General features: G+C 69.4%; 11 protein-coding genes and 1 pseudogene. 6 read left to right on the top strand and 6 right to left on the bottom strand.

Going from position 1 to position 12235, the window contains the following annotated elements:
- From VFM98_RS00245 to VFM98_RS00235, 3 genes and pseudogenes are all read left to right on the top strand, one after another.
- Positions 1-294 (top strand): annotated as a pseudogene (locus VFM98_RS00245) (tripartite tricarboxylate transporter substrate-binding protein); the annotation flags it as partial.
- Between the two features lie 84 nt (positions 295-378).
- Positions 379-888: a tripartite tricarboxylate transporter TctB family protein gene (locus VFM98_RS00240; protein ID WP_325107872.1), complete on the top strand. Its 510-nt coding sequence runs from the start codon at positions 379-381 to the stop codon at positions 886-888.
- 4 nt (positions 889-892) lie between these two features.
- Positions 893-2425 (top strand): tripartite tricarboxylate transporter permease, encoded by a 1533-nt coding sequence (locus VFM98_RS00235; RefSeq protein WP_325107871.1) that lies wholly within the window; start codon positions 893-895, stop codon positions 2423-2425.
- A 141-nt stretch (positions 2426-2566) separates the two neighbouring features.
- On the opposite strand, the gene VFM98_RS00230 is transcribed toward VFM98_RS00235, so the two are convergent.
- The 6 genes from VFM98_RS00230 to VFM98_RS00205 all read right to left on the bottom strand — a co-directional run bounded on the left by VFM98_RS00230 (position 2567) and on the right by VFM98_RS00205 (position 8690).
- A complete protein-coding gene (locus VFM98_RS00230; protein ID WP_325107870.1) occupies positions 2567-4054 on the bottom strand; it encodes a class I adenylate-forming enzyme family protein in 1488 nt (495 codons plus the stop codon).
- A complete protein-coding gene (locus VFM98_RS00225) occupies positions 4051-4800 on the bottom strand; it encodes an ABC transporter ATP-binding protein (protein ID WP_325107869.1) in 750 nt (249 codons plus the stop codon). The genes VFM98_RS00230 and VFM98_RS00225 overlap by 4 nt, the downstream gene beginning before the upstream one ends.
- The gene (locus VFM98_RS00220; protein WP_414708960.1) at positions 4793-5563 is read right to left on the bottom strand and encodes an ABC transporter ATP-binding protein; all 771 of its coding nucleotides are present in this window, start codon (positions 5561-5563) and stop codon (positions 4793-4795) included. Before VFM98_RS00220 ends, VFM98_RS00225 begins: the two co-directional genes overlap by 8 nt.
- Positions 5560-6573, bottom strand: coding sequence for a branched-chain amino acid ABC transporter permease (locus tag VFM98_RS00215; RefSeq protein ID WP_325107868.1), 1014 nt, complete (start codon positions 6571-6573; stop codon positions 5560-5562). Before VFM98_RS00215 ends, VFM98_RS00220 begins: the two co-directional genes overlap by 4 nt.
- The gene (locus tag VFM98_RS00210) at positions 6570-7430 is read right to left on the bottom strand and encodes a branched-chain amino acid ABC transporter permease (RefSeq protein ID WP_325107867.1); all 861 of its coding nucleotides are present in this window, start codon (positions 7428-7430) and stop codon (positions 6570-6572) included. Before VFM98_RS00210 ends, VFM98_RS00215 begins: the two co-directional genes overlap by 4 nt.
- 93 nt (positions 7431-7523) lie before the next feature.
- A complete protein-coding gene (locus tag VFM98_RS00205; RefSeq protein ID WP_414708959.1) occupies positions 7524-8690 on the bottom strand; it encodes an ABC transporter substrate-binding protein in 1167 nt (388 codons plus the stop codon).
- A gap of 219 nt (positions 8691-8909) precedes the next feature.
- On the opposite strand from VFM98_RS00205, the gene VFM98_RS00200 reads away from it, so the two are divergent.
- The 3 genes from VFM98_RS00200 to VFM98_RS00190 form a co-directional block, all read left to right on the top strand.
- Positions 8910-10406, top strand: coding sequence for a sigma-54 interaction domain-containing protein (locus tag VFM98_RS00200; RefSeq protein WP_325107866.1), 1497 nt, complete (start codon positions 8910-8912; stop codon positions 10404-10406).
- Positions 10407-10596: 190 nt separating this feature from the next.
- Entirely contained in the window at positions 10597-11793 is a 1197-nt protein-coding gene (locus VFM98_RS00195; protein ID WP_325107865.1) for a substrate-binding domain-containing protein, read from the top strand.
- 199 nt (positions 11794-11992) lie between these two features.
- Positions 11993-12235: ATP-binding cassette domain-containing protein (locus tag VFM98_RS00190; RefSeq protein ID WP_325107864.1), on the top strand; the 243-nt coding region annotated here is incomplete at its 3' end.

Here is a 12235-nt window from a genome sequence, read left to right as displayed (position 1 = left end):
GTGACGTCGCCGCAGCGCCTGAAGGGCATCGACATCCCCACGCTCAAGGAGCTGGGCTACAACGTCGAACTGGGCAACTGGCGCGGCGTGTACGGCGCGCCCGGCATCACCGCGGAGCAGCGCAAGAACCTGGTGGCCCTGATCGAACGCGCGATCAAGACCAAGTCCTGGCAGGAAGCCCTGGACAAGAACGACTGGACCCCGGCGGTCCTGACCGGCGATGCCTTTGCGCAATTCGTGGACAACGAGTTCGCGATGCTGCGCGCCACCATGTCCAAGGCCGGCATGATCTGAACCTGAAGCCGCCGGCGCGGCGGACGCCCGGTGCAAGGCCGGGCGTTTTTCTTTGTGCTCGCAGTCCCCGCGGAGGGCAGACCCATGAAACGACAATCATCGAACCGCGCCGAGGCGGCCGTCGGCGCGGCCGTGGCGCTCACCGGGCTCGGCCTGGCGGCCGGCGCCATCACCATCCCCGGCGAGGCCGGCTACGGCGGCGTCGGCCCCAACTTCCTGCCCTGGGTGGTGGCGGTGGTGCTGACGCTGTGCGGCGTGCTGATCGCGCGCGAGGCGCTCACCGGCGGCTTCCGCGCCATGGAGCCGCCCTCCGGCGCCGAGCGCGGCTGGTGGCCCGGGCTGGTGTGGGTCTCCGCCGGCCTGCTGCTGAATGCGGCCCTCATCACCACCATCGGCTTCATCCTGAGCTGCACGCTGTGCTACCTGCTGGCGGTGCAGGGGCTGCGGCGCGCGCAGGGGCAGCGCGCCACCGCACCCGGCGTGCTGGGCATCGACCTGCTCTCGGGCCTGCTGATCTCCGCGCCGGTGTTCTGGGCGTTCACCAAGTTCCTGGCCATCAACCTGCCGGGCCTCACCAACACCGGCTGGATCTGACGCCATGGACATCTTCGCCGCCCTCCTGCAAGGCTTCGCCACCGCGATCAGCCCGGTCAACCTGCTGTGGGCCTTCGTCGGCTGCGTGCTGGGCACGGCGGTCGGCGTGCTGCCCGGCATCGGCCCGGCGGTGGCCGTCGCCATGCTGCTGCCGATCACCGCGAAGGTGGAGATCACCGCCTCGATGATCTTCTTCGCCGGCATCTACTACGGCGCGATGTACGGCGGCTCCACCACGTCGATCCTGCTGAACACGCCCGGCGAGACGGCCAGCATGGTCACCGCCATGGAAGGCAACAAGATGGCCAAGAGCGGCCGTGCCGGCCAGGCGCTGGCCACGGCCGCCATCGGCTCCTTCGTGGCCGGCACCATCGCGACCGTGATCGTCACCATGTTCGCGCCGACGGTGGCCGATTTCGCCGTGAAGCTCGGCCCGCCGGAATACTTCCTGCTGATGGTGCTGGCCTTCACCACCGTGAGCGCGGTGCTGGGCCAGAGCACGCTGCGCGGCATGACGGCGCTGTTCCTCGGCCTCGCCCTGGGCCTGGTGGGCATGGACCAGATCTCGGGCCAGGCGCGCTACACCGGCGGCATCCCCGAACTGCTCGATGGCGTCGAGATCGTGCTGGTGGCCGTCGGCCTGTTCGCCGTCGCCGAGGTGCTCTATTTCGCGCTCTACGAAGGCCGGATCGTCGAGACGCAGAACAAGATGAGCCGGGTCTACATGTCCAGGCGCGACTGGGCGCGTTCGCTGCCGGCGTGGCTGCGCGCCACCTTCATCGGCGCGCCCTTCGGGTGCATCCCGGCGGGCGGCACCGAGATCCCGACCTTCCTGTCGTATGCGGTGGAGAAGAAGCTCGCCAAGGGCCCGGACAAGGAGGAATTCGGCACCGCGGGCGCGATCGAGGGCGTGGCCGGGCCGGAAGCCGCCAACAACGCCACGGTGACGACGGCGCTGATCCCGCTGCTGACGCTGGGCATCCCGACCTCCAACACCACGGCCATCCTGCTCGGGGCGTTCCAGAACTACGGCATCCAGCCGGGCCCGCAGCTGTTCACCAATTCCGCCGCGCTGGTGTGGGCGCTGATCGCGTCGCTGTACATCGGCAACGTGATGCTGCTGATCCTGAACCTGCCGCTGGTGAAGCTGTGGGTGCAGCTGCTGAAGATCCCCAAGCCGCAGCTCTATGCCGGCATCCTGATCTTCGCCACCGTGGGCGCCTACGGCATGCGCCAGAGCGCGTTCGACCTGGTGCTGCTGTGGGGCATCGGCCTGGTGGGCGTGCTGATGCGGCGCTTCGACTTCCCGACCGCGCCGGTGGTGGTGGGCATGATCCTGGGGCCGCTGGCCGAGGCGCAGCTGCGCAACGCGGTGTCGATCGGCGAGGGCAGCGCGCGCGTGTTCGTCGAGCGCCCGATGTCGCTGGCGCTGATCGTGATCATCGTGGCGGTGCTGGCGCTGCCGCGGTTGTACCGTCTCCTGCAAGCGCGCCGGAGCGGGCCGGCCCTGTTGCCGCACGGGGGCGTGGAATCGTGAGCGCGGGCGCGGATTGGTAGGCGGGCGCTGAGCGGCGATAGCCCGAAGCCCAGCGCTTCGCGGCGCTCGCGCATCGCTGGGCTTTCGCTTCGCTTCAGCGCCAGCCTACCAGTCGGCGCTCAGCGAGGGCGCAAGGCCCGCTCACGCCGCCACCGCGCTGCGCTCCAGCGCCTGCGCATGCAGGCCCTTCAGCGCCGACCGCTGCAGCTTGCCCGTTGCCGTGAGCGGCAGGGCCTCCATCCAATGCACCCAGCGCGGGCGACGGTGCCGCGGCAGGGCCTCCACGGCCGCGGCCATCCGCCGCTGCGCTTCGGCCTCGTGCCCCGGCACGGCGACCGCCAGCAGCGCCAGCGCCGTCAGGCCTTCGTCGGTCGACACGCCGGTGGCCGCGAACTGCAGCACCGCGTCGCCCAGCACCGGTGCGAGCCGCTGCTCCACCCACAGCGTGCTCACCCACTGGCCGGCGATCTTCAGCAGGTCGTCGTTGCGGCCGGTGTATTCGAGCCGGTCGTGCGGATGGCGCAGGAACACGTCGCCCGGCGAGAACCAGCCGCCGGCGCGGAAGCTGTCGGCCTGCGCCTCGGGGCGGCGCCAGTAGCCGCGCGCCACCGCGCTGTGGCGGATCCAGATGCGCTGCGGCGTGTCCGTGTCGGCGATCTCGTCCCAGGCGATCTCGGTGCGCGGGGTCGGCTTCAGCAGGCCGCTGTCGTCGTCGCAGTACAGCATCAGCGAGATGGTCTCGCTGGTGCCGTAGCCGCTGATGGGGGCGATGCCGGTGATCTCGCGCCAGGCCTTGCGCGTCGCCGCGGGCAGCGCCTCGCCGGCGGAGACGTAGTGCCGAACGCCCGAATGGGCGAGACGCCTGGCAACGCCGCCCTGCAGCATCTTCTGGTACAGCGTCGGCACGCAGAACACCAGCGAGGGGCGGAAGCGCTCCAGCATCGCCTCCACCCGCTCCGGCGTGGGCCACTCGGGATCCAGGATCACCGTCGCGCCGGCGCGCAGGCCCGCGAACAGGCTGTTGCCGAGCGCGTAGGCGAAGAACAGTTTCGAGGTGGCGTAGAAGCGGTCGGTGGAATCCGCGCCCAGCACGCCGCAGGCGAAGGCATGCGTGTCCACCACCGTGCGGTGCACGTGGACCACGCCCTTGGGCGTGCCGGTCGTGCCGGAGGTGCCGACCCACAGCACCGGGTCCTCCGCGTCGCGCTTCACGACCGGGGCCGGGCTGGCCGCGGCCACTTCGGCAGCCCAGGCGGCGTCGTTGCGGACCACCATGACGTCGACCCGGCTCATGCCTTCCACCGTGCCGGCCACGTCGCCCTCGCACCAGGCGAAGCGCGGCTCGCTGTCGGCGACGATCGCCTCGAGTTCGGCCGCGGACAGGCGCGGGTTGACGCCCACCGCCACGCCGCCGGCCCAGATCACCCCCAGGTAGGTCACCACCCAGTCGATGCCGTCGGGCGCCAGCACGAACACGCGCTCGCCGGGCCGCAGGCCGCGGGCCTGCCAGGCGCCGGCGTTCTGGCGTACCAGCCGGCGCAGCACGCGGTAGGTGATCCGCTGTTCGCCGCACTGCAGCGCGAGATCGTCGTCGCAGCCGGCGGCGAGCAGGGTTTCGGCGGCGTTCATGCTTCCTCCTTCACGTCGTTCCGCGCCGGGGCGCCGGCGCCTTGCAGGCGCACGCCGACCCAGCGGTCGAGCGCGCCCACGTCTTCCAGTTGTTCGTGGCTGCGGGCGGTGTGCACCACGCGCCCGCGTTCCAGCACCACGCAGCGCTGCGTGAGCGCGAGCGCCTGCGCCACCTGCTGCTCCACCAGCAGCAGCGATTGGCCTTCCTGGCGCACCATGCGGTCCAGCGCGGCGCAGAGTTCCTCGACGATCACCGGCGCCAGGCCTTCGAGCGGTTCGTCCAGCAGCAGCAGCTTCGGGTTGAGCATCAGCGCGCGTGCGATCGCGAGCATCTGCTGCTCGCCGCCCGAGAGCTCGTTGCCCCAGTTGCCGCGCCGCTCGCGCAGGCGCGGGAAGAGGGCGTAGACCCGTTGCAGGTCCCACTTGCCCGGTACGGCGGCCACGGTGAGGTTTTCTTCCACCGTGAGCGTGGCGAAGATCTCGCGCTCCTGCGGCACCCAGCCCAGGCCCGCGGCGGCCCGGCGATGGCGCGCGATGCGCGTGAGGTCCTGCCCGCGCCAGCGCAGCGTGCCGCCGCGTACGCGCGTCTGGCCCATGAGGGTGGCGAGCAGCGTGCTCTTGCCGACGCCATTGCGTCCCAGCAGCGCGAGGCTTTCGCCCTCGGCGAGCGAGAGCGAGCAGTGGTCCAGCACGATGGCGTCGCCGTAGCCGGCGACCACGCGTTCCAGTTCCAGCAGGTCAGGCATGGCCGGCCTTTCCGAGGTAGACCTCGCGCACGCGCGCATCGGACGCGATCTCTGCTGGGGTGCCGGTCACCAGCTCGGCCCCGCCGGCCAGCACCGTGATCGACTCGGCGAAGCGGAACACCAGCGACATGTCGTGCTCGATCAGCAGGATGGCGATGTCGTCCGGCAGCTCGGCCAGCACCGTGAACAGTTCGTCGCTCTCGCCTTCGGGCACGCCGGCGGCCGGCTCGTCCAGCAGCAGCACGCGCGGGCGCACCGCCAGGGCGAGCGCCATCTCCAGCAGGCGCTGCTTGCCGTAGGCGAGCTCGCGCGTCTCGCGCAGGCAGTCGGGTCCGAGGTTGAGGCGTTCCAGCAGCACGTAGGCCTCGTCGATCTGCTCGCGCCGGTGCGTGAGCGCGAAGAAGCGGCGTTGCAGCACGCCCAGCCGGTCGCGTTCGCGTTCGCAGATCGCGTTGGCCACCGCTTCCAGCGGCGTGAGCTGCGGGAAGAGGGTGTTGATCTGGAAGGTGCGCGCGAGCCCCCGGCGCACCCGCTGGTCCTGCCGCAGCGTCGTGATGTCCTCGCCGGCGAGCCAGATCGAACCGCTTGAAGGCCGCAGCACGCCGGTGAGCTGGTTGACGAGCGTCGTCTTGCCGGCGCCGTTGGGGCCGATCAGCGCATGGCGCGCGCCGGGCGCGAGCGCCAGGTTGATGTCCTGCGTGACCTTCAGCCCCCCGAAGGCCATGCACAGGTCCACGGTGCGCAGCACGGGTTGCGGGCTCATCTCCGGCGCTCCACCCACGCCGCCAGCCGCTTGAGGCCGCCGACCACGCCGCCATCGAGGTACAGCGTCACCACGATCAGCAGCAGCCCGAGCCAGAACAGCCAGTAGACGGGGCTCAGGCTGGCCAGCCGGTCCTGCGCCAGCATGAACACCGCGGCGCCGACGAAGCCGCCGTACAGGGTGGCCGTGCCGCCGACGATCAGCATGATCAGCAGGTCGGCCGAGCGCTGGAAGCCCAGCACCTCGATGCCGACGAACTGCGTGGTCTGCGTGAGCAGCGCGCCGGCCACGCCGGCCAGCAGCGCGGACAGGGTGTAGATGTTGGTGAGCCGGGCGCGGATCGGCACGCCGACGGCCTGGGCGCGGCGATTGTTCTCGCGGATGCAGCGCAGCGAGAGGCCGTAGGGCGAGACCATCAGCGCGCGCACCAGCACGAAGAGAGCGAAGGTGACCGCGAGCACGTACAGGTAGGCCGTGCGTCCCAGCAGGTCGAAGCGGAACAGGCCCAGCACCGACCCGACCTCCACGCCCTGCAGGCCGTCGACGCCGCCGGTGATCTCCGTCGCGCGGTTGGCCACCTCGTACAGCAGCATGGCGACGCCCAGCGTGATCATCAGGCGGCCCAGGTCGTTGGCGCGCAGCACCAGGAAGCTGGTGATCCAGCCCGCCGCCGCCGCCACCGCGGCGGCTGCGACGAGGCCCAGCAGCGGATCGTGCACGCCCACCTTGGTGATCAGGCCGGCGGTGTAGGCGCCGAGGCCGAAGAAAGCCGCATGCCCCAGCGTGACGATGCCGGCGTAGCCGAGGATCAGGTCCAGCGAGAGCGCGAACAGGCCCGCGATCAGGATCTGCGAGGCGAGCAGCAGGTTCTTCGGGAACAGGAAGAACACCGCGACGAGGGCGATCCAGAACAGGATCTCGCCCTTGCCCCAGCGTTCGCGGGCGCGCAGGGCCAGCAGGTAGGGCGGGGCGCCCAGCAGGCGGGGCGGGATCACGGGCGGCTCCTTCATGCGAGTCTCCGGCGCCCGAGCAGCCCGTGCGGGAAGGCGAGCAGCAGCGCGATCATCGCCGCGTAGATGATGAAGGCGCCGACCTCCGGCAGGTAGTACTTGCCGGCCGTATCCGCGATGCCCAGCACCATTGCAGCGAGCAGGGTGCCCGGGATGGAACCCGCGCCGCCCACGACCACCACCAGCAGGAAGTACACCAGCGTCTTGAGCGGGAAGTGCGGATCCAGCCCCAGGATGTTGACGCCCAGCGCGCCGCCCAGGCCGGCGAGGCCGCTGCCGATGGCCAGCGTGAGCTGGAACACGCGCCCGACGTGGATGCCCATGGCTTCGGCCGTGGACTGCCGGTCCACCGAGGCGCGGATGCGGGCGCCGAAGCGCGTGCGCTCCAGCCCGAACACCAGCGCCAGCGTGACCGCGATGCCCACGCCGATCAGGAACAGCTTGTAGCGCGAAAGCTCGGCGCCGAACACGAGCGCCTGGCCGGCCAGCGACGTTGGCAGCTGCACCGGCTGCTGCGTGGGCCCGAAGGCATAGGTGGCCGCGGCCACGGCCACCAGGATGATGCCCACCGTGAGCAGCACCTGCTTGAGGTGCGTGCTGCGATAGAGCTGCCGGTACAAGGTACGTTCCAGCACCAGGCTGAACGCCGCGGTGGCGAGGAAGATCAGGGGCAGGGCGAGGAAGAAGCCGACGCCCGCCCGGCCCATGAGCGTGACCAGCAGGTAGCCGCCGATCATCGCGAACACGCCGTGGGCGAGGTTGATGAAGCCCATCATGCCCAGCGTGACCGACAGGCCCACGGAGATGAGGAACAGCAGCATCCCGTAGGCGATGCCGTCGAAGAGGATGGTGGCCATGGGAGGTCAGCGTCGAGCGTTCAGCGTTCAGCGTTGAGCGTTGAGCGGTGGCATGGCTTTCACGCCCAGCGCTCGACGCCCAACGCCCAACCTTCACTTGCCCGGATCCTTCACGCGCGGGAACTGGTCGAATTCGACGTTGTACAGCTTGCCGCCGACCTTCTTCACTTCGCGCACGTAGACCGTCTGCACCACGTCGCGGGTCTCGGGATCGATCTCCAGCGTTCCACGCGGGCTCGTGAGCTTCATGCCCTTGAAGGCCTGCATGGCCTTGTCGCCGTCGATGTTGCCATTGAGCTTGCGCGCCACCTCGTAGATGGCCGCCATGCCGTCCCAGGCGCCCACGGCCATGAAGTTGGGCCGTTGCGGGCTCACCTGCGCATACGCGGCGAGGAAGGCCTTGTTCTCCGGCGAGTCGTGCGCCATCGAGTAGTGGTGGGTGGAGATCACGCCCAGCGCGTGGTCGCCCAGCGCCTCGATGATCCCGTCCTCGGTGAGGTCGCCGGTGGTCAGCAGCTTGATGCCGGCCTTGGCGAGCCCGCGCTCGTTGTAGGCCTTCATGAAGCCCAGCGCCAGTTCGCCCGCGGGCATGAAGACGAACACGGCCTGCGGCCTGGCATCCTTGATGCGTTGCACGAAGGGGCCGAACTCGGGGTTCTTCAGCGGCACCCGCAGGTCGCCCACGATCTCGCCGCCGGCGCGGGTGAAGGCGGTGCGGAAGGCCTTCTCGGAATCGTGTCCGGGCCCGTAGTCCGCCACGATGGTGTAGACCTTCTTGACGCCGGACTTCCAGGCCCACAGCGCCATCGGCTCGGTCACCTGCGGCAGCGTCATCGAGGTGCGCACCATGTAGGGCGACTTGGTGGTGATGACGGAGCTGGCCGCGTTCATGATCACGGTGGGCTTCTTCGCCTCGCTGGCGATGGCGGCAACGGCCATCGCGTTGGGCGTGAGGCCGAAGCCGACGATGAAGTCCACTTCGTCCTTCACCACCAGCTCCTGAGCGAGCCGCTTGCACACGTCCGGCGCGGGGCCGGTCGCGTCCTTCACGATCAGTTCGATCTTCTTGCCGGCGACGGTGTCGCCGTGCGCCTTCATGTAGGCCTTGGCGCCGTTGGTGATCTGCTGGCCGAAGTCGGCGAAGGTGCCGGACATCTCGGCGATCACGCCGACCTTGATGGTGTTGCCCGCGGCGAGGGCGCAGGTGCACGCGAATGCAGCCGCCAGGGCCGCGGCCCCGCGAACGAGAGAAAGCTTCACTGGTCTGTCTCCTGTGGTTGGTCTGCCGCGGTCCGCGGGACTGCCTTGCCGACAGCGGTGCACTTGTTGTGGGCCGAAGATTGGAACCTCGGCGACAGCGGCGCAAGAGAGGCGGCCCGCGCAAACGCACAAGCCTTGCGAAGGATCAAAGGATTGGAGGCGCGTGCTCGCCGGCGCGCAGGTGGAGGTGGGTCGCGCGGGGACGCTACGATGTGGCGCATGAAGTCCGACGCTTCGTTGCCCCTCGACGGCCAGCGCATCCTGGAGCTGGCTGCGCGCTCGATGTTCGACCTGTTCGCCAACGCCAGCGAAGGAATGTTGCTCGTGGACAAACACGCACGCGTCGTGTGGGTTAACGAGCAGTACAAGCGCTTCCTGCCGGCGCTCGGCTTCCAGCGGGTGGAGGATTTCGTCGGCCACCCCGTCTCCGAGGTGGTGCACAACACGCAGATGCACCGCGTGCTGGAGACGGGCAAGCCGATCCTGATCGACCTGCTGTCCAACCGCGCCGGCACCTTCGTGGTGAGCCGCATCCCGCTGCGCGACGAGGCGGGCAATGTGATCGGCGTGCTGGGCATCGTGCTGTTCGACCACCCCGAGACGACCTTGCAGCCGCTGATCCACAAGTTCGCGGCGCTGCAGCGCGACCTCGACGACGCCCGGCGCGAGCTCGCCACGCAGCGGCGCAGCAAGTACACCCTGGCCAGCTTCATCGGCAGCAGCCCCGCGGCGGTGGAAGTGAAGCGGCAGGCGCGCCGCGCCTCGCAGTCCTGCAGCCCGGTGCTGCTGCTCGGGGAGACGGGCACCGGCAAGGAACTGCTGGCGCATGCGATCCACGCGGCCTCGGCGCGCTCGCGTGCGCCCTTCGTCAGCGTCAACATCGCGGCGGTGCCCGATACGCTGCTGGAAGCCGAGTTCTTCGGCGTCGCGCCGGGCGCCTACACCGGCGCCGACCGCAAGGGCCGCGAAGGCAAGTTCAAGCTGGCCGACGGCGGCACGCTGTTCCTCGACGAGATCGGCGACATGCCGCTGGCGCTGCAGCCCAAGCTGCTGCGGGCGCTGCAGGAAGGCGAGATCGAGCCGCTGGGCTCGAACAAGGTGGTGCCCTTCGACGCCCGCGTGATCGCCGCCACCTCGCGCGACCTCGCGGCCCTGGTGCGCGAAGGCCGCTTCCGCGAGGACCTCTACTACCGCCTCAACGTGCTGCCGGTCAAGGTGCCGCCGCTGCGCGAGCGGCGCGGCGACATCCCGGCGCTGGCGGAGGTGCTGGTGGAGGACATCGCCTTGCGCAACGGCAGCGCGCCGTTCGAGCTCGAGGCCGAGGCGGTCGCGGTGCTGGCCTCGCAGGCCTGGCGCGGCAACATCCGGGAACTGCGCAACGTGCTGGAACAGGCCGCGATGCGCAGCGACTCGCCGCGCATCGCCGCCGCGCACATCGAGCAGGTGCTGCGCGACGCGGGCATCGAGCGGCTGCCTCCCGTGGTGATGCCGCGGATCCGCACGGTGGAAGGCGGCGCGAGCGAGGCCCTGCGGCCGCTGGCGGAGCAGGTGGCGGAAGTGGAGCGGCGCGCGATCGAGGCGGCGCTGCAGGCGACCGGGGGCAACAAGGTGGCGGCGGCGAAGATGCTGGGGATTTCGCGGGCCAAGCTGTACGAACGGCTGGAGGGCGGAACGCTGGGGTTCGCGCTGCGCGGCGCACCGCCAGCCTACGCATGAAGGCTGCGCGGGTGGCGGCCAGACTGCGTATGAAAATCAGGCATGTGGAGGAAAATCAGACATGGCAAAGTGGATGAAAAACAGTCAAATCAACGAAACGCAGAGGGAAAGTCCTGATCTGACAAGCACTTGCGCGCTGGCACGGGGGCTGCAAGATCGGGGCCGTTCGAAGTACGAGCAGGAGACAAGCATGCAAAGACGCACCTGGGTGGCCATCGCCGCCCTGGCCGCCACCAGCCTGGCCACGCCGATCGCGTGGGCCCAGGCCAAGGAGATCCGGATCGCCCACGTCTACAGCCGCACCGGCCCGCTGGAGGCCTACGGCAAGCAGACCCAGACCGGCCTGATGATGGGCCTGGACTACGCCACGGGCGGCACGATGACGGTCGCCGGCAAGAAGATCGTCCTGATCGAGAAGGACGACCAGGGCAAGCCGGACCTCGGCAAGTCGCTGCTGGCCACCGCCTACTCGGACGACAAGGCCGATCTCGCGATCGGGCCCACCTCCTCCGGCGTCGCGCTGGCGATGCTGCCGGTGGCGGAGGAATACAGGAAGATCCTGCTGGTGGAGCCCGCCGTGGCCGACTCCATCACCGGCGACAAGTGGAACAAGTACATCTTCCGCACCGGTCGCAACAGCTCGCAGGACGCGATCTCCAACGCCGTGGCGATGGACAAGCCGGGCACCATCGTGGCCACGCTGGCGCAGGACTACGCCTTCGGCCGCGACGGCGTGAAGGCCTTCAAGGACGCGCTGAAGAACGCGAAGATCGTCCACGAGGAATACCTGCCGCAGACCACCACCGACTTCACCGCCGGCATCCAGCGCATCGTCGACAAGCTGAAGGACCAGCCGGGCCGCAAGGTGGTCGAGGTGATCTGGGCCGGCGGCACGCCGCCCTTCAACGCGCTGGCGGCGCAGAACCTCAAGCAGCGCTACGGCATCGAGGTCTTCACCGGCGGCAACATCCTGCCGGCCATGGCCTCGTACAAGCAGTTCCCGGGCATGGAAGGCGCCACGTACTACTACTTCGGCATCCCGAAGAACCCGGTGAACGAGGCGATGGTGGCCGCGCACTACAAGGAGTTCAAGGCCCCGCCGGACTTCTTCACCGCCGGCGGCTTCTCCGCCGCGATGGCGATCGTCACCGCGCTGAAGAAGACCAACGGCGAGACCGGCGCCGACAAGCTGATCGCCGCGATGGAAGGCATGTCCTTCGACACGCCCAAGGGCAGGATGACCTTCCGCAAGGAGGATCACCAGGCCATGCAGAGCATGTACCACTTCCGGATCAAGAACGACCCGGCCTTCGCCTGGGGCGTGCCCGAGCTGGTGCGCGAGATCAAGCCGGAAGAGATGCAGGTGCCGATCCGCAATAAACGCTGAGAGAAGACAGGACAGCCGGACGCAAAGAACGCAAAGGATCCGCAAAGGACGCAAAGAAGACATCTTCTCGATGGATGTTCTTTTGCGTCCTTTGCGTATCTTTGCGCCCTTCGCGTCCGGTAGTTCGGTAGTTCGGTAGTTCGTAGCCTGATTCCAGAGCGCCCGCAGAGGCGCCGCATTCCCTCACCCCGGGGAGCCCATGACCCAACTCGCCACCCGCGACCTGACCGTGCGGTTCGGCGGCCACGTCGCCGTCAACGGCGTCACCTGCACCTTCGAACCCGGCACGCTCACGGCGATCGTCGGCCCCAACGGGGCGGGCAAGACGACCTACTTCAACCTGATCTCCGGGCAGCTGAAGGCGAGCTCGGGCACCGTGACGCTCGGCGGACGCGACCTGTCCAATGCCTCGGCCTCGCAGCGCACGCGCGCCGGCCTCGGC

The organism is Ramlibacter sp., from assembly GCF_035706265.1.
Classification (GTDB): domain Bacteria; phylum Pseudomonadota; class Gammaproteobacteria; order Burkholderiales; family Burkholderiaceae_C; genus Ramlibacter.
Note: the sequence above shows the minus strand (reverse complement) of the source record. Positions and strands in the feature narration are given on the sequence as shown.